This window comes from Streptomyces sp. NPDC051555, from assembly GCF_044454405.1.
Lineage (GTDB): Bacteria > Actinomycetota > Actinomycetes > Streptomycetales > Streptomycetaceae > Streptomyces.
Genome location: NZ_JBITDP010000006.1, coordinates 178,035 through 195,443, shown reverse-complemented (window position 1 = coordinate 195,443; position 17,409 = coordinate 178,035). Strand labels below are relative to the sequence as shown.

General features: G+C 72.3%; 15 protein-coding genes and 1 pseudogene. 7 read left to right on the top strand and 9 right to left on the bottom strand.

Features of this window, described 5'->3' with window-relative positions; all coding sequences use genetic code 11:
- Positions 1 to 172 precede the first annotated feature (172 nt).
- The 5 genes from chvE (at position 173) to ACIBEA_RS15615 (ending at position 7,080) form a co-directional block, all read left to right on the top strand.
- Positions 173 to 1,276 carry a multiple monosaccharide ABC transporter substrate-binding protein gene (gene chvE, locus ACIBEA_RS15635; protein WP_399261052.1) on the top strand — a complete coding sequence of 368 codons (1,104 nt, stop codon included), beginning with the start codon at positions 173 to 175 and terminating at the stop codon, positions 1,274 to 1,276.
- 149 nt (positions 1,277 to 1,425) lie between these two features.
- Entirely contained in the window at positions 1,426 to 2,973 is a 1,548-nt protein-coding gene (mmsA, locus tag ACIBEA_RS15630) for a multiple monosaccharide ABC transporter ATP-binding protein (RefSeq protein WP_399261050.1), read from the top strand.
- A 3-nt stretch (positions 2,974 to 2,976) separates the two neighbouring features.
- Positions 2,977 to 4,221: a multiple monosaccharide ABC transporter permease gene (mmsB, locus tag ACIBEA_RS15625; protein ID WP_399261048.1), complete on the top strand. Its 1,245-nt coding sequence runs from the start codon at positions 2,977 to 2,979 to the stop codon at positions 4,219 to 4,221.
- A 404-nt stretch (positions 4,222 to 4,625) separates the two neighbouring features.
- On the top strand, positions 4,626 to 4,937 hold the full coding sequence (locus ACIBEA_RS15620) for a hypothetical protein (RefSeq protein ID WP_399261046.1): 312 nt from the start codon (positions 4,626 to 4,628) through the stop codon (positions 4,935 to 4,937).
- A gap of 496 nt (positions 4,938 to 5,433) precedes the next feature.
- Positions 5,434 to 7,080 (top strand): M4 family metallopeptidase, encoded by a 1,647-nt coding sequence (locus ACIBEA_RS15615; RefSeq protein WP_399261044.1) that lies wholly within the window; start codon positions 5,434 to 5,436, stop codon positions 7,078 to 7,080.
- Between the two features lie 57 nt (positions 7,081 to 7,137).
- Here ACIBEA_RS15615 and ACIBEA_RS15610 read toward each other — a convergent pair whose 3' ends face one another.
- Positions 7,138 to 7,917, bottom strand: a complete 780-nt coding sequence (locus ACIBEA_RS15610; RefSeq protein ID WP_399261042.1) for an NAD(P)H-dependent oxidoreductase — start codon at positions 7,915 to 7,917, stop codon at positions 7,138 to 7,140.
- Between the two features lie 143 nt (positions 7,918 to 8,060).
- On the opposite strand from ACIBEA_RS15610, the gene ACIBEA_RS15605 reads away from it, so the two are divergent.
- Positions 8,061 to 8,918, top strand: coding sequence for a helix-turn-helix transcriptional regulator (locus ACIBEA_RS15605; protein ID WP_399261040.1), 858 nt, complete (start codon positions 8,061 to 8,063; stop codon positions 8,916 to 8,918).
- 5 nt (positions 8,919 to 8,923) lie between these two features.
- Here ACIBEA_RS15605 and ACIBEA_RS15600 read toward each other — a convergent pair whose 3' ends face one another.
- The 4 genes and pseudogenes from ACIBEA_RS15600 to ACIBEA_RS15585 form a co-directional block, all read right to left on the bottom strand.
- Positions 8,924 to 9,742, bottom strand: a complete 819-nt coding sequence (locus ACIBEA_RS15600) for an aminoglycoside phosphotransferase (RefSeq protein ID WP_399261038.1) — start codon at positions 9,740 to 9,742, stop codon at positions 8,924 to 8,926.
- A 163-nt stretch (positions 9,743 to 9,905) separates the two neighbouring features.
- Entirely contained in the window at positions 9,906 to 10,097 is a 192-nt protein-coding gene (locus tag ACIBEA_RS15595; RefSeq protein ID WP_399261036.1) for a hypothetical protein, read from the bottom strand.
- Between the two features lie 109 nt (positions 10,098 to 10,206).
- Positions 10,207 to 11,004, bottom strand: coding sequence for a hypothetical protein (locus ACIBEA_RS15590; protein WP_399261034.1), 798 nt, complete (start codon positions 11,002 to 11,004; stop codon positions 10,207 to 10,209).
- An 84-nt stretch (positions 11,005 to 11,088) separates the two neighbouring features.
- Positions 11,089 to 12,061: pseudogene (locus ACIBEA_RS15585) on the bottom strand (helix-turn-helix transcriptional regulator).
- Between the two features lie 103 nt (positions 12,062 to 12,164).
- Here ACIBEA_RS15585 and ACIBEA_RS15580 point away from each other — a divergent pair.
- On the top strand, positions 12,165 to 12,572 hold the full coding sequence (locus ACIBEA_RS15580) for a DUF3224 domain-containing protein (RefSeq protein ID WP_399261438.1): 408 nt from the start codon (positions 12,165 to 12,167) through the stop codon (positions 12,570 to 12,572).
- 43 nt (positions 12,573 to 12,615) lie between these two features.
- Here ACIBEA_RS15580 and ACIBEA_RS15575 read toward each other — a convergent pair whose 3' ends face one another.
- The 4 genes from ACIBEA_RS15575 to ACIBEA_RS15560 are packed head-to-tail and all read right to left on the bottom strand — an operon-like array spanning position 12,616 to position 17,403.
- Positions 12,616 to 13,635: a GNAT family N-acetyltransferase gene (locus tag ACIBEA_RS15575; protein WP_399261032.1), complete on the bottom strand. Its 1,020-nt coding sequence runs from the start codon at positions 13,633 to 13,635 to the stop codon at positions 12,616 to 12,618.
- A complete protein-coding gene (locus tag ACIBEA_RS15570) occupies positions 13,632 to 14,882 on the bottom strand; it encodes an MFS transporter (protein WP_399261031.1) in 1,251 nt (416 codons plus the stop codon). Before ACIBEA_RS15570 ends, ACIBEA_RS15575 begins: the two co-directional genes overlap by 4 nt.
- Positions 14,879 to 16,144 carry an acetyl-CoA carboxylase biotin carboxylase subunit family protein gene (locus ACIBEA_RS15565; protein ID WP_399261029.1) on the bottom strand — a complete coding sequence of 422 codons (1,266 nt, stop codon included), beginning with the start codon at positions 16,142 to 16,144 and terminating at the stop codon, positions 14,879 to 14,881. The genes ACIBEA_RS15570 and ACIBEA_RS15565 overlap by 4 nt, the downstream gene beginning before the upstream one ends.
- Before the next feature lie 5 nt (positions 16,145 to 16,149).
- The gene (locus ACIBEA_RS15560) at positions 16,150 to 17,403 is read right to left on the bottom strand and encodes an ATP-grasp domain-containing protein (RefSeq protein WP_399261027.1); all 1,254 of its coding nucleotides are present in this window, start codon (positions 17,401 to 17,403) and stop codon (positions 16,150 to 16,152) included.
- Between the last annotated feature and the right edge of the window lie 6 nt (positions 17,404 to 17,409).

The window sequence follows — 17,409 nt, the reverse complement described above, 5'->3', positions numbered from 1 at the left end:
TTGACGCCTCCGATGTGAGCGTTAACACTTCATTTCACGCCAGGCCAGAGCTACCGCAGCCCGCCGTTCCACGGCACCGGGAACCGCTCCGGCCGGCCCCGCCCGACCGCTCCCGGTCGACCGACCAGGGTCGCTCCATGCCGGTCGCGGAACATCATCACTGGAGGATCTTGTGCGGAAGCTTTCAGCTGGACTCGTCGCCGTGGGGCTGACGCTCTCGCTGGCGGCCTGCGGCCAGAGCGCCAACGGCACCGACGGCGCCGGTGGCGGGACGGCCAAGGGCGACGCCAAGGGTGGGCTCGTGGGCATCGCGATGCCCACCAAGTCGTCGGAACGCTGGATCAACGACGGCACCAACATGGTCAAGGAGTTCCAGGCCAAGGGCTACAAGACCGACCTGCAGTACGGCGACAACGTGGTCGAGAACCAGGTCTCCCAGGTGGAGAACATGATCACCAAGGGCGCCAAGCTGCTGGTGATCGCCGCCATCGACGGTTCCTCCCTCACCAACGTGCTGCAGAAGGCCGCCGACGCGCACATCCCGGTCATCTCCTACGACCGACTGATCCGGGGCACCCCGAACGTCGACTACTACGCGACCTTCGACAACTACAAGGTCGGTGTCCTCCAGGGCAGCTACATCGCCGACAAGCTCGGCCTCAAGGACGGCAAGGGGCCGTTCAACATCGAGCTGTTCGCCGGCTCACCGGACGACAACAACGCCACCTTCTTCTACAACGGCGCGATGAGCGTCCTGGGGCCGTACATCGACCAGAAGAAGCTGGTGGTGCAGAGCGGCCAGACCGAGTTCAACCAGGTCGCCACGCTGCGCTGGGACGGCGGTGTCGCCCAGTCCCGGATGGACAACCTGCTGAGCAAGGCCTACACCAGCGCCCACGTCGACGCCGTGCTGTCGCCGTACGACGGCATCTCGATCGGGGTCCTCTCCTCGCTCAAGGGCGTCGGCTACGGCGGCGCCAAGGCACTGCCCGTCGTCACGGGCCAGGACGGCGAGTTGGCCTCGGTGAAGTCGATCATCGCGGGCGAGCAGACCCAGACGGTCTACAAGGACACCCGGCAACTCGCCAAGGCCTCCGTCCAGATGGGCGACGCCCTGCTGACCGGCGGCAAGCCCGAGGTCAACGACACCACCCAGTACAACAACGGCGTGAAGGTCGTTCCGGCCCAGCTGCTCCAGCCGGTCAGCGTCGACAAGGACAACTACCAGAAGGTCCTGGTCGACAGCGGCCAGTACACCGCGGACCAGCTCAAGTAGCCCGTGGGGCCCGGTAGACGGGCCCACGCCGAACCGGCGGTGCGGGGCCCGGGCGCCTCCGCGGCCCGGGCTCGCCCGGGCCCCGGGCCCCGAACCCTTTGCCCTCCCCCGCCCCACCACACCGCCCCGAACGATACGGACGCACACCCATGGCCGGACCCCTTCTCGAAATGCGGTCGATCAGCAAGTCGTTCCCCGGCGTCAAAGCGCTCTCCGAGGTCAACCTGGCCGTCTCCGCCGGTGAGGTGCACGCCATCTGCGGTGAGAACGGCGCCGGCAAGTCCACCTTGATGAAGGTCCTCAGCGGGGTCCACCCGCACGGCGGCTACGAGGGCGAGGTCCTCTTCGAGGGCGAGCCCTGCCGGTTCAAGGACATCCGGGCCAGCGAGCAGCGCGGCATCGTCATCATCCACCAGGAACTGGCCCTGGTGCCGTACCTGTCGATCGCCGAGAACGTCTTCCTGGGCCACGAGCACGCCACCCGGGGCGTCATCAGCTGGCGCCGCACGCTCACCCACGCCGCCCAACTGCTCGCCCGGGTCGGCCTGGACGAGAGCCCGCACACCCGGGTCGCCGACCTCGGCGTCGGCAAGCAGCAGCTGGTCGAGATCGCCAAGGCGCTGGCCAAGGAGGTCAAACTGCTCATCCTGGACGAGCCGACCGCCGCGCTGAACGACGAGGACAGCCGCAAGCTGCTCGACCTGATCCTCGAACTCAAGGCGCAGGGCATCTCCTGCATCATCATCTCGCACAAGCTGAACGAGATCGCCCGGATCGCGGACTCCGTGACCATCCTGCGCGACGGGCGGACCATCGAGACCATCGCGATCGGCCCGGAGGGCATCTCCGAGGACCGGATCATCCGCGGCATGGTCGGCCGCGACCTGGAGCACCGCTACCCCGAGCGCACCCACGACATCGGTGAGACCGCCTTCGAAGTCGAGGACTGGACCGTTCGGCACCCGATCGACCAGCAGCGCACCGTGGTGGACCGAGCCACGCTGCACGTGCGGCGCGGCGAGATCGTCGGCATCGCCGGGCTGATGGGCGCCGGCCGCACGGAACTGGCGATGAGCGTCTTCGGCCGCTCGTACGGGCGGTGGAGCGGCGGGCGGGTGCGGTTGCACGGCCGGGAGATCCGCACCCGGACGGTGCCGGAGGCGATCGGGCACGGCATCGCCTACGTCACCGAGGACCGCAAGCACCTCGGACTGAACCTCATCGACGACATCAGCCGGAACATCTCGCTCAGCGCGCTCGACAAGATCGCGCGGTTCGGCCGGGTCGACCGGCACGAGGAGAGCAGGGTCGCCGAATCCTTCCGGCGGACCATGAACATCAAGGCCCCGACGGTGTTCACCCGGACCGGCACGCTCAGCGGCGGCAACCAGCAGAAGGTCGTCCTCAGCAAGTGGATCTTCGCTGAACCGGAGGTGCTGATCCTCGACGAGCCCACCCGGGGCATCGACATCGGTGCCAAGGCGGAGATCTACACCGTCATCGCCCAGCTGGCCGCCCAGGGCAAGGCCGTGCTCGTCATCTCGTCCGAACTCCCCGAACTCCTGGGCCTGTGCGACCGGATCTACACCATGACCGAAGGCCGGATCACCGGCGAGGTCGCCCGCGCCGACGCGACCCAGGAAAACCTCATGCGGCTCATGACCATGAGCACCGCATCCAGCAACGAGCAGGTGTGAGGCATGACCCCGACCGAGATCATCCCGGATTCTTCCCCGAAGGCACAGAAGGCACCGAAGGCCGGCCCGAGCCGTTCCGTCGGTTCCGCCCTGGCCGGCGCGCTGCGCGGCAACGTACGCCAGTACGGCATGCTGGTCGCGCTGGCCCTGATCGTGCTCCTGTTCCAGATCTGGACGGACGGCATCCTGCTCCAGCCGCTCAACATCACCAACCTGATCCAGCAGAACGGCTACATCCTCATCCTGGCGATCGGCATGATGATCGTCATCATCGCCGGGCACATCGACCTCTCCGTCGGATCGCTCGCCGCCTTCGTCGGAGCGGCGGCCGCCGTGATGATGGTCAAGCACCACATGCCCTGGCCGGTGGCCCTGCTCGCGGCGCTGGTGATCGGGGCGCTCGCCGGCGCCTGGCAGGGCTTCTGGATCGCCTACCTCGGGATCCCGTCCTTCATCGTCACCCTGGCGGGCATGCTGCTGTTCCGGGGCGGCACCCAGATCATCCTGCAGGGCCAGTCGGTCGCCCCCTTCCCCAAGGGCTTCCAGAGCATCAGCAGCGGCTTCCTCCCGGAGGTCGGCCCGCACACCGACTACCACAACCTCACCCTGCTGCTGGGCCTCGCGGTGCTGGCCGTCGCCGTCCTCCAGGAGCTGCGCGGGCGGCGCCGGACGGCCTCGTACGGGTTGGAGGTCCTCCCGCTCGGGCTGTTCCTGACCAAGCTCGCGGTGATCACGGCGGCCGTGCTCGTCTTCACGCTGCTGCTGGCCAGCTACCACGGCGTGCCGATCGTCCTGCTGATCCTCGGCGCCCTGCTGATCGGCTTCGGCTACCTGATGCGCAACTCGATCATCGGCCGCCACACCTACGCGATCGGCGGCAACGAGGCCGCGGCCAAGCTGTCCGGGGTGCGGAGCAAGCGCGTCGTCTTCCTCGCCTTCACCAACATGGGCGTCCTCGCGGCGCTCGCCGGACTGGTCTTCGCGGCGCGGCTCAACGCCGGCACGCCGCAGGCCGGCATCAACTTCGAGCTGGAGGCCATCGCCGCCGCCTTCATCGGCGGCGCCTCCGCCAGCGGCGGCGTGGGCACCGTCCTCGGCGCGATCATCGGCGGTCTGGTCCTGGGCGTGCTGAACAACGGCATGTCGCTCGTCGGCGTCGGCACCGACTACCAGCAGGTCATCAAGGGCCTGGTGCTCCTCGTCGCCGTCGGTTTCGACGTCTACAACAAGCGCAAAGCCGGTTCCTGACCGGGTGCGCGTGGCCGGGACCGGCCGGTTCCGTACCGGGTCGGCTGTCCCGGCCACGACGAGCGGGCGGCGCCGACCCCGACTACCAGGACGCCTCGGGCTACGGCGAGTACAGCTACTTCAAGCCCAAAGGGGCCTACGCGCTCAAGCGCCGGATCGCCGAGGACCAGCAGCGGCGCCAGGCGTTCTACGCGAGCGTCTCGACCGGGGCCGCCGACCCCGACCCCACGTACAAGCGGGCGGAGGAGCTCCTGAGCCGCTTCACCGGCCCGATCCCGGGCCCCGGCAAGGACCGGGGGGACAAGGACGGGGCGGCCGCCTTCGCCCGCCGCGACCTCGTCAACACCTACGTCTGGTCCGCCGACGGCGGCTTCTTCACCGAGACCACCGAGACCACCGCCGTGGTGACCGAGACCACCTCGGGCTCCTACCGCTTCAACGGCACGGCCACCGCCGGCCTGAACACCGGCGTCACGGTGTTCGGCGTCGGCATCGGCGTCCAGGTGGACTCCGCCCTCGGCGGCGGCATCAGCCGGACCCACGCGGGCGACTTCGCGGCGGGGACCCCCGCCACCGCGCGCAACATCATCGCCTGGGCGGCGAGTGCCGGCGCCCTGGAGAACGTGGTCATCGCCAACAAGGCGGGCAACCCGTCGACTCCGCCGACAAGCGCCTGTACGTACGGGTCGGCGGCCAGTGGCGCTGGTCGGCCCTGAACAGCTGACCGACGCTCCCCTCCCCCGGCCCGCCCGCCGGGCACCCGCCACCACTGACCGGGGTGGCAGTTACCCGCCACGTTCACCCCGCGCCCCGCGGCAGGACACACCGTGGTAATGAACCCGTAACCGTGCCCGGCTTTGTCGTATATGGCATCGATCCACCGAATCGCACCCCGAAATACTTGCAGTAACCACGCTCCCGAGGTCCCGTTCGGCCGAAATGCGCATCTCGGCTGACGGGGCCTCAGTTAGTGACGGATCGTCAATTCTGGCGGGCGTGCGCCAATTCCCCTGGCCCTCTGTGCATGTGACCACGTCGATTGTCATGCTTCCGACAGCTTCGTACGGCGGCGCCCAGTCGATCCCCACCCCGACGGGCACGGCTCACCGTGCGGAGCCGCAGCACCCCGTTCCGCCCCCTGCGAGCACTCACCCAAGTGCCCCGGAACGAGGTGCGACCGCGCACACGCGGTTGGATCGGAAGGAACATCACGTGAAGCGAAAGCTCACTGTCGGAGCCGTACTCTCCGCCTCGGCCCTGCTCGCCGGTGCCATCCAGGTCAGCTCCGGAGCGGCTCAGGCCGCTCCCACCCCCGCTCCCGCTTCCGGCCCCGCACAGCAGCGCGCCGCCGATCTCGCCCGGGCCACGGCCGAGGCGCCCGCCGCGGCCCGCACGCTGGGCCTCGGCAGCACGGAGAAGCTCGTCGCGAAGGACGTCGTCACCGACGCGGACGGCAGTCGCCACGTCCGGTACGAGCGCACCTACAACGGGATGCCCGTGCTCGGCGGCGACCTCGTGGTCCACCAGGACGCCAAGGGGGCCGTGAAGTCGGCCGACAAGGCGGTCCAGGCTCCGATCACCCCCGCTTCGCTCTCGCCGAAGCTCTCCGCGGACCAGGCCGCCACGAAGGCCTCCGGCGCCGTGCAGGCCACCGTCGGCATCGCGAAGGACGCCGACGAACCCGCCCTCACCTCGGTCGGCCGGGCCGGCACCCCCCGCCTCGTCGTCTGGGCCGCCAGCGGCACCCCGCGCCTCGCGCACGAGACCGTCGTCGAGGGCGTGCGCGCCGACGGCACCCCCAGCCGCCAGCGCGTCGTCACCGACGCCGACAGCGGTGCGGTCCTCTCCACCCACGAGAGCATCCAGACCGCCAACGCCACCGGCAGCGGCAAGGGCGTCTTCGTAGGATCGGTGCCGCTCACCACCAACAAGTCGGGATCCACGTACCAGTTGAAGGACGCCACGCGCGGCGGCCAGTACACCACCAACCTCTCCAACAAGACCTCGGGCAACGGCACCCTGTACACCGACGCCGACAACGCCTGGGGCACCGGGACCGTGTCCAACGGCCAGTCCGCGGCGGTCGACGCCCAGTACGGCGCCGCGGTCACCTGGGACTTCTACAAGAACACCTTCGGCCGCAGCGGCATACGCAACGACGGGGTCGGCGCCTTCAGCCGGGTCCACTACGGCCGCAACTACGTCAACGCCTTCTGGGACGACGACTGCTTCTGCATGACCTACGGCGACGGCGCGAGCAACACCCACCCGCTCACCGAACTGGACGTCTCCGGCCACGAGATGAGCCACGGCGTCACCTCCAACACCGCCGGCCTGAACTACTCCGGCGAGTCGGGCGGCCTGAACGAGGCCACCTCCGACATCTTCGGCACCGGCGTGGAGTTCTACGCCAACCTCGCCGCCGACAAGGGCGACTACCTCATCGGCGAGCTGATCAACCTCAACGGCGACGGGACGCCGCTGCGCTACATGGACAAGCCCTCCAAGGACGGTGGCTCCGCCGACTCCTGGTCCTCCGGCGTCGGCAACCTCGACGTCCACTACTCCTCGGGCGTCGCCAACCACTTCTTCTACCTGCTCTCCGAGGGCAGCGGCGCCAAGACCATCAACGGCGTCTCCTACAACAGCCCCACCTCCAACGGCGTCGCGCTCACCGGCATCGGCCGGGACAAGGCCCTCAAGATCTGGTACCGCGCGCTCACCGTGCACATGACGTCCACCACCGACTACAAGGGCGCCCGCACCGCCACGCTCAGCGCCGCGGGAGACCTGTACGGCACGACCTCCGCCGAGTACAAGGCCGTGGCCGCCGCCTGGTCCGGAGTCAACGTCAACTGATCCGTACCCGGACGATGACGGGCGCCCCCTCCATGCCATGGAGGGGGCGCCTTCGGATCAGCCGCGCACGTGCAGCCCGAAGCCGGTGCGGCCCGCGGGCTCCAGCCCCTCCTTCAGGTGCAGCGAGGGAATCTCGTAGTCACCGAAGTTCTGCCGCCGGAACGCGATCGGCTCGGTCGACTCCAGGGTGAGCAGGCGCTCCTCCCAGGCCTTGGCCACGTCCGGGTACTCCTCGGCGGTCATCCGGTCGGTGCCGTACAGCACGAACGGCGGCAACACCTCGATGCCCGGGTAGTAGAGGATGCCGTGCTGGATCGGGAACAGCAGGTCGTCGATGGGGCCGTTGATCCCGCGCGCCGCGTAGTGCGACTCGGGCCCGCCCGTGGTCACGGACAGCAGGGCCCGCTTGCCCGCGAGGGTGCCTTCGCCGAAGCGCTCGCCGTACCGGGTGGCGCTGTGCTCCCCCACCCCGTAGGCGAAGCGGTAGGTGAACACCCGGTCCACCCACCCCTTGAGGATCGCGGGCATCGAGTACCACCACAGCGGGAACTGGAAGACGATCGTGTCCGCCCACAGCAGCTTCTCCTGCTCGGCCAGGACGTCCGGGGTGAGCGTCCCGGCCTCGAACGCCCGCCCCGAGTCCAGGGCGACCTTCAGCGGAGTCGAGGCGTGGGGGCCGTAGTCCTCGGCGTCGACGACCGCCTTCCAGTTCATCGCGTACAGGTCGCTCACCCGCACCTCGTGCCCCGCGGCCTCCAACGTGGACACCGCCAGGTCCTTCAGCGAGCTGTTGAGCGACTGCCGCTCGGGGTGGGCGTGGACGATCAGGGTCTTCACGGGAGCTCCTCGGGAACGGTTCGGATGCCCTCGATCCTGGCCGCCGCGGCGCCCGGTGTTCAGGGGCGCGCCTTCCGTCGGACGGGACTTCCTGGTATTGGCAGGGCCACCTTCACCTGCCGGGGCGGAGCCATACTGGGGGCATGGACGATCTTGCAGGTTTCCTGCGCACCCGGCGCTCCCGAGTCGCCCCGGCCACCGTCGGCATCCCCGTCGACAGCCGCCGCCGGGTCGCCGGGCTGCGCCGTGAAGAGGTCGCGCACCTGTCCGGAGTCAGCGTCGACTACTACGTGCGCCTGGAGCAGGGCCGCGCGACGCAGCCTTCGGAGCAGGTCCTCGACGCGCTCGCCCGCGTCCTCGGCCTCGACGAGACCGAACGCGGACACCTCGACCGGCTCGCCCGGCAGCCCCGCCGACGACCGAAGACGCCGAGCGGCCGGCTGCGGCCGGAGCTGCTGCGCGTCCTGGACCTGGTCACCGACGCACCCGCGCTGATCATGAACCACCGGCTGGACGCGCTCGCCGGGAACCGTCTCGCCCGTCTCCTCTTCGGCCGCCCGATGCCCGGCCTGAACATCGCCCGGCACGTGTTCCTGGAGGAGGCCGAGCGCGGACTCTTCGCGGAGTGGGACGACTGCACGCTCGACGTGGTCGGGCACCTGCGCCTGGCGGCCGGCACCTACCCCGAGGACCCCCGCCTGGCCTCGCTCATCGGCGAGCTGGCGATGGGCAGCGAGCGCTTCCGCCACCTCTGGGCCCGCGCGGACGTGCGCGCCCGCACGCACGGGCGCAAGGCGTACCGACACCCGCTGGTCGGACTGCTGGAACTGCACCAGGAGAACTTCGCGCTGCCGGACGCGACGGGCACGGAACTGCTGGTGATGTCCGCGGCCCCCGGCACCCCGACCGCGGACGGGCTGCGGCTGCTCGCCAGCCTGCGCGGGGACGCCGGCGCCGCGCCGGAACCCGAAGCGGCCGGCGCCCCCCTGGGGAGCGTCTGACGCGGTTACGGCGCCTGCCAGTAGTCGGCCCAGGCCCGGGCCGCGGCCACCGTGCGCTCCAGGCCGGTCGTTCCGTACTCCTGCCAGGCCTCCCAGGACCGGGCGTCCGCTTCGGCCAGGACCACGACGGCCTCGCGGGGCGCCCGGGCGAAGGCGGGGACGCGCGCGCACCAGGTCGCGGCCTGTTCGGGAGTCTGCCGGCCGTCCAGGACCAGCCGTTGACCCCACAGGACCGCGTCCACCCACCCGGGGCCCCGGGCCGCCCACGCCCAGTCGATCAGCCACGTCCGGTCGGCCGCGGGCAGGAAGTTGGTCGCCGCCGGATCCCCGTGTACGAGCCCGTCGCCGATCAGGAGCGGCTCGTCGGCCGGGTCGCAGTACTCCTTCCACCGCTCCCACGCCGCGGGCAACCCGGCCCCGGGCGGCGCGGCCGTCGTGCTCAACTCCCGCAGGACCGCGGTGACGGCCTCCAGTTGGGGGCCGGCCTCGGCGTCGAAGTCGGCCCAGGGCGACGTGCTCGTGATCCCCGCGAACCCCAGGACCGTCCAACCGCTCACCGAGATCCGCCACAGCAGAGGCGGTGCGAAGGCGGGTAGGTAGGGCGCGACCCTGCTCTCCACGTCCAGCTCCGCCGTCCGCTCGTGGCCTTCGGGCAGCCCCTTGACGAAGACGCGCCCGTGACCGGGGACGGACAGCAGGGCCGCGAAGCCCGCACTGCTCCCGTTCACCATGTCGGCAGCGGAACCGCCCGCTCCGACCCGGTCGGCGACGGCGTGCCGTACGGACTCGGGCAGTTCTCCGTAGGAGCGCGGGGCGACACGCACGGCCATTCACCTCTGGGGGTGCTGCGGCTGGTTCGGCGGGAACGGCGGGTTCTTCTCCGGCCTCCTCAGGCTACCGGGCCCGCCCCGCGGGCCGGGCCCGAACGCACGAACTCCGGGCCGACGGAGCCGCGCCGTCGGCCCCCGCCGTCATGCGGACCGCCCCCTACTCTCCGCCGCCCGACCCCTTCGGGCCGCGGCGCCGCGCCTTCGCCGAGCGCCGCACCAGAGCGCCGGCGGCGAGCGTCACGGTGGCCACCGTGCGGGCCCAGCGGGGCCCGCCCCGCTCGGCCCAGAGCACGCACGCGCACCCGCCGACCGCAAGCACCAAGATCCCCACCAACACCAGAGCGACCATTCTTCCTACCTCCCCGCGCATTCGGTCGCGCCCACCGGTTCCGCGCGCGGCCTTGCTGATCGGTCCCGGCCGGTTCCGGGGGTACAACCGTCCTTCCGGTGACCGCGGGTCACCCGGCCGGCGGTCCGACCGTACGGCGTCGGTGCTCGCCGCGCAGCACCCGGGCGGCCGCCGCGGCGTCGTAGGCCCCGCAGGCGGTGCCCGCCCAGATGGACGCCTGGCGGGGCAGCGCGTAGTACGGCACGAGCAGGGTCACCGGGCGATCGCGCTCGTCGCGGACGGTCCAGAGGGCGGGCAGTACGTCGGGGGCCTCGCCCGCGACGAGGGCGAGCCGGCACGGCTCGCACGCCGGGCGGCGCGCTGCGGCGGCCTCCCGCGCGACCACCCGCCGCCCCTTGCGAACACCGCGGTCGCGCGGCGGCTCGGCGGCGGCGCCGTGCAGGGGGTTGTAGAAGCAGCGGGGCCGTGGCACGGGCGGGCGTTGCCCCAGGTGCCGGGCGCGGGCGGCGACGAAGAGTTCGACCGCCCGGTCCGCGAGCACCACGCAGGCCGCCAGGTCCGGCAGGTCCTGCGCCTCGTCCAGCAGTTTGCCGGCCGCCTGATAGGCCTCCGTGGCGGCCAGGTAGTCCCGTCGCACCGCGCTCTGTCCGGGGTCCGGCGTGAACTCCGTGCGCGGGTCCGCCAGTAGCTCGCCCACGCGCGTGACGTGCTCGGCGGCGGCCGGGGCGAGCTGCTCGCGCAGCGCCTCCCACTCCGCCCGGACCCTCTTCTCCCGCTCGCGCGAGCGGGTCCGGCCGGACGGTTCCGGGTGCACGGGAGCGTCCGGTAGCCGCCCGCGCAGCCAGCGGAGATCCGGCAAGCCGGCCAGGATCACGCGCAGCGGATTCGGTACCCGGTACTTCCCCACGGATCCCCCTCCGCAGCCCATGATCGGTGCTCCACCATAGTCGGTGGCCGCGCGCCGCCGGGCGCCCGGCTCCGTCGCCCAGGGTCACTCGGGGGGCGGCCCGTAGCGCTGCGCCAGGGAGCGGGCGGCGCGGGCGACGGCGTCGCGCAGCTCCGGGGGGTCGAGGACCTCCGCCTCCGCACCGAGCCCGAGCAGGTCGCCGACCGCCACGGCGGTGGTCTCCACGGACAGCCGTACCTCCACCCAGCCCTCCTGGTCGGGCGGCCCGGCCCCTTCGAGGGCGCGCCGGCCGGCCGCGCCGAGCCGCATGGGCAGCAGCCGCGCGGCGTCCGGGGAGATCCGTAGCCGGGCGGTGTCGTGGTGCAGCGCGGCCTCCATCCGCCGGGACGAGTGCTCCCAGTAGGACGCCAGGGCGAAGCCGGTCGGTCGCTCGAAGGTTTCCGCCAGGCCCTCCACCGCCAGGAACCGCGCGACCCGGTAGGTCCGTACGGAGCCCTCCCCGAGCGCCACCACGTACCAGATGCCCGCTTTGAGGACCAGGCCCAGGGGGTGCAGGTCCCGGTGCACCTCACCGCGCCAGCGTCGGTAGTGGGTGCGCACCGCGCGCTGTTCCCACACGGCGGGCGAGGGCCGCCAGGTGGGGCACCGGGTCGGCGTCGCGGAACCAGGCCGGCGCGTCCAGGTGGAAGCGGTCCTGGACGCGCCGGGCCCGGTCGGCCAGGGCGGCGGGGAGCGCGGCCTGGAGCTTGAGCTGGGCGGTCGCCAACTCCGCGCCCAGACCCAGGTCGTTCGCCGGGCCGGGGGCTCCGACGAGGAAGAGCGACCCGGCCTCGGCGTCGGTGAGCCCCGTCAGCCGGGTGCGGTAGCCGCCCATCAGGCGGAACCCGCCGGCCGGTCCGCGCTCGGCCAGGACCGGGACGCCCGAGGAGGCGAGCGCCTCGACGTCGCGGTAGACGGTGCGGACGGACACCTCCAGTGCGGCGGCCAGTTCGGGGGCCGTCATCAGGCCGCGGTTCTGGAGCAGCAGGAGCAGGGACAGAAGCCGGTCGGCGCGCATGGGGCCATTGTCGCGCCGTACCTGACAAGAGATGTCAGGTACGGCGGCCAGGCTGGTCACCTACCGCGCGGGGCAGACCGCGCGGCCGGACCAGAGGACGACCATGCCCGTACGGACCACCGGCCACTTCACCGCCGCCGATTGGGAGGAGCACCCGCTCGGTGCGGGAGCCACGCACCCCACGCTCGCCCGCGCCGGCGTCGTCAACACCTTCACCGGCGGCATCGAGGCCGCGGACACCACGTGCGACTACACGATCGCGTACGTGAGCGCAACGACCGGTACGTTCGCCGGGATGGAGGTGCTGCGGGGCAGTGTCGACGGCCGTAAGGGCGGCTTCGCCGTCGAGGAGCGCGGCTCCTTCGACGCCGATGGCACCGTGCACTGCATCTTCGAGGTCGTGCCGGGCTCGGGCACCGGCGAGTTGGCCGGGCTGCGCGGGACGGGCGGCTTCACCGCGCGGCACGGCGAGCCGTCGGTCGCGTACACCTTCGACTACGACCTCGGCTGAGCCCGGGCCCGTGGGCGGCGGGGCGGCGCCCACGGGCCCTGCGTCACCGCGGCCCGGCGGGGGGCAGGTCGACCAGGGCGTGCAGGCCGGACACGGCGGCGCCGCGCAGGCGCTTGGCCTCGATCGCCCCCATGCCGACGTGCAGGGCGCTCGCGCCGTGGGCGTAGGCGTCCTCGATCGGCAGGTAGTAGGTGAGGTTGAAGTACAGGTGGGGTGCGGGGTGGCGGCGGTCGTGGGCCGCCGCGCGGATCCACGTCGTGCTCCCGTAGTGGTAGTAGAGGCAGAAGCCGATCATCCGGTGTCCGTCGTAGGCCGCGACCACCCGCGCTTCGCTGCCCATCGCCCCGGCCTGCCGCTCCAGCAGAGCGGTCATGGCGTCGACGCCGTCGCGGTCGTGCCCGTGGTCCTGCTGGTGTCCGGCGAGGAGGAACGCGGCGTCCTCGACGCAGTCCGCGAGGACCTGTCGGCGTACGTCGAGGCCGGACGCGGTGAAGTCGCGGCGTTCGCTGCGGATTCCGGCCCGGCGCCGACGGCGCAGGGCGGCGACGTAGTCGTCGATGCCCGTGCCGGGGAGGGGGATGAGGGCGTCGTCCTCCAGGTGGAGGGCGGGGTCCGCGTAGAGGGGGGTGAGCAGGGTGGTGGCCGGGGCGGTGAGGTAGGGCCACCAGTGCGTGGTGCCGTGGTGTGCGGCGAAGCGGCGTGCGGCGTCGCGCAGCCGGGTGAGGCAGGCGTCCCGCCGGTCGGGGCCGAGGCCGGGGGCGGTGAGCGGCGTGTTGTGGTAGCCGCGGCGCGCCCCGGCGATCACGCGGGGCCCCAGGTGCGGGGGCAGCACGGCCCGGGGCTGGTAGCTGTCGTTCGGTTCCTCGTGCACGAGGGAGAGGGGGGCGGCAGCGAGCAGGGCTCCCTCGGGGTCCCGTACGAGCGCGTACGCACGGGTGGCGGTGGGGTCCTTCTCCTCCCCGGCGAGCCATCGGTGGGAGAGGTAGAGACCCGCGGGGCGGGCCAGGTGTTCCCACTCGGCGGCGGGGACCTCGTGGATGGACTCGATGGTGCTCTCGATCAACTCTGGTTCCTCCGGCGGTGGCGGTGGGTGGCCCTGAGGGCGGGCGCGGCGAGTGCGCCGATCAGGCAGGCGGCGGCTTCGACGCCCCACGGGTAGAGGGGGCCGGTCTCCAGGAGCAGGGTGAACAGGGCGGGGGCGGCGACCATGCCGGCGGCCCACGAGAACTGGTACAGGCCCTGCGTGAAGCCTCCGGCCGCCTGCGGGGTGAGGCTCACCGACAGCTCGCTCAGGGCCGGGCCGAGGAGGATCTCGGCCACGCTGAAGAGGGTGATCGCGGCGATGAGGGCCACCCAGGCGATGGCGGCGGCACGCGGCAGCGCCGGCAGCGCGAACACCGCCATCGCGACCGACAGGATCAGGTATCCGGCGACGACCGCGCGGCGGGGTTCCTTGGGCGCCACGTGTGCGGTGACGACCGTCGAACACGCGGAGACGATCACGGTGTTGATGACGAACAGCATGCTCGCCGCCGAGGCGGGGAGCCCGAGGGCGCGGGTGGTGTAGACGGCGACGAGGACGGCGAGGACGGCCTGCGCGAGGACGTAGGGGAGGTTGACGGCCACGAGCAGGAGGTAGCGGCGGGTGTCGTCGGCCCGGGTCACCGGCGCGCCGGGCGCGGCGTCCGGTGCGGGCGGGGTGGTGGGCAGGGCGGCGAAGCAGGCGGCGGCCAGCAGGTAGGTGGCGGCGTCGGCGGCGATCATCCAGCGCAGCGAGCCGTTCCCGAACACGGTCAGGGCACCCGCGGCGGCGGCGGACCCGGCCGCGAGCCCGATGTTGCGCAGCGAACCGGTGAACGCGAACCAGGCACGGCGTTCCTCGGCCCGGGTGACGTGCGTGATCAGGGTGCGCTGGGCGGTGAAGTACATGTTGATGCCGGCCTGGACGAGCACGTACACGGCGGCGATGTGCCACGGGTCGCGGGCGAGCAGGAACAGGGCGAACCCGGCGGCGGAGAGGACGTTCGCCCACACCACCACGCGACGGGGCCCGACGCGGTCCATGAGGCGGCCGGCGAGGAAGGTGACCGGCAGGGCCAGGGCCTGACCGACCGTCATGGCCGCGCCCACCCGCGCCAGGGGCACTCCCAGGACCTCGGTGAAGTACAGCAGTCCCAGCGGCAGGAGCATGCCGTTGCCGACGGAGTCGATGAGGTTGCCGGTGACGAAGAGGCCGTGACCGCGCAGTGCGGGCAGGCCGAGGCGGTCCGCCACGGTGCGCGGGCGGCGGGTTCCGGTGGGCGCGCTCACCGCTTCAGCAGGGAGGTGATCTTGCCCAGGACGTCGGCCGCGGGGAAGCCGGTGCTCTCGTGCAGCTCCGTCAAGGACTTCACCGTCCGGTCCTCCTCGCCTTCGGCGAGGGTGATCACGACGATGTCCCCGTGGGAGGCCCGGTCGATCACCAGCTCGTGCACGGTGACCACGCTGACGCGCCGGCGCAGTTCCGCCGCCAGCGCCGGCGCGATGCCGTCCCCGGCGAGGAACTCGATCGCCCAGCCCACCCGTGGGACCGCGCCCGCGGTGAGGGGGAGGCCGCGGGCCATCCGGGCGAGGGAGGCGAAGGTGTTGGTGCCGGACGCGGCGCACGAGAGGGTGGTGGCGCCGCCGATGCGCGGGTTGACCTCCAGGACCACGAACCGGCCGCCGGTGTAGATCATGTCGACGTTCACCGACCCGTACACGCCCAGGTCCGCGCAGAAATCGACCAGGGTGCGGGCCACTTCGGCGAAGGCCGCGTCCGCTCGCGCGCGGGGGCCGCACCAGCGCAGGTCCGCGAAGGTGAACACCGGCTCCGGCCCGGCCCGTCCGGTCCAGCACGGGGGGAGGACCTGGTAGGAGCCCGGGCGCCCGACGATGTCCACGCTGCACAGATCGCCCACGACGACTTCCTCCACCACCGTCGACACCGCCCCGGGGCCCGGTGCGCGGTGGGTGTCGAGGTGGGTGTCGAGGTCGGCGGGCGTGTGCAGGGTGCGGATGCCCATGCTGGTCGAGTCCCATACGGGCTTCGACATCAGCGGGTATCCCGTCTCCTCGGCCAGCGCGCGCAGCGCGTCCTGGTAGCCGGGCACCGCGAGGCCCCGCCCCGCCAGCAGGTCGGAGTCGATGCGGAACCCGTCGGGCACCGCCAGTCCGGCCCGCCTGCACCGTTGCTTGGTCTCCCACTTGTCCACCAGCAGCATCGTCGCCGCGAGCGGGGTCATGACCGTGGGGATGCCGGCGGCGTCCAGGAACGCCTTGGTCGCGGCGTCCCGCAGCGCGTTCTCGCAGGGCAGCGAGATCGACACCGCGGCGTCCGCTCCCCAGGCGGCGACCGCGTCCGCCAGCTCCCGTGGCGTCACCCCGCGGTCGAGCCGTTGCCGGTGGCCGGGGAAGTCGTCGTCACCGGCGGCGCCGCTGGTGTGGAACAGCCCGGATTCGATCCCGTCGTCGGCGAGCGCGCGTACGGCCCGTTGGATGTAGGGGTCGGCGCGCCGGATGTGCACGGACCGGAGGAAGGCGATCTTCCGCACCTGTGTCAGCCCACTTCCACTCGGGACCGGGCGGCCGCCCGGCCGGCCAGCCCGCGCGCCGCGTCGGCCGTCTCCGCCCGGGCCACCACGTGCCCGATGCGGCACATCGAATCCGTGGGCTCGGGCACCACCGCCCCGGGCCGCAGGTGTACTTCGCCGTGCGTACCGGGCAGGTTCGCGATGACCGCCCGCCGCAGGACCCCGCCGCGCTCCGGCAGCAGGAAGCGGATCGACGCCGCGTCCGTACGGGAGGGGACGGTGTCGGGCAGCCGGCCGAGCACGGCCTGGAGGTGGGCCACCGCCTCGCTCACACCCGTCGCGGCCTCGACGACCTCGCACAGGTTGTCCCCCGGCAGGCGGGCGCCGGTCTCGATCACGTACGGCGTGTCCGAGTCCGGTGGGATCTTCACCTCCGTGTGCGCGATCCCGTTGCGGACGCCCACGGCGAGCGCCGCCCGCGCGGCGGTGTGCTGCACCTTCCTGACCAGCGGCGCGGGCAGGCCGGAGGGGCAGGTGTGCCCGGTCTCGATGCGGTAGCGGCCCCTGGTGGTGTCCTTCGCGACGACGGGCAGCGGGTAGGCCACCCCGTCGGCGACCACCGTGTCGCAGGAGTACTCGTCCCCGGGGACGTACTCCTGGATCAGGGCCCGCGCGTCGAGCTCCAGGCCGTGCGGCTGTGCGTGCGTGTACTGGCGGGCCGCGCGGACGGCCTCGGCGAGCTGGTCCGGGCCTTCGACCACGGACACGCCCCAGGAGCCGCCCTGCTCGGCGGGCTTGACGACCAGGGGCCAGCCCAACTCCCGCTGCCGTGCGGCCCGGTGGGCTTCGGCGCCGTCGTGCGCGACCGCCCAGCGGGGGGCGGGGATCCCGGCGGCCGCGAACGCCTCGCCCATCAGGACCTTGTTGCGGGCCGCGCGGGCGAGCCGGGGGTCGTTGCCGGGCAGGCCCAGCCGTTCGGCGAGCAGCGCGGCGAGCGGGGTGAAGAGCTCGAAGCAGGGGGCGACACCGGCGATCGCGTGCTGCCGGCAGAAGGTCTCCATGTCCGCCAGCGCCTTCGGGGTATCGGTCAGGTCCGTCGCGCAGAGCCCGGTGAGGGCGGCCCGCAGCCACTGCGGGTAGCCGTCGTGGACGTCCTGGTGGGTGGCCGCGTACAGGCGCACTCCCAGACGTTCGGCGGCCTCGACGAGGAAGCGCCCCGCGTTCCCCATCGGCTCGATCACCAGCACTCCCGGCCCGTGCGGGCCCGTCCCGTTTTCCATTCCTCC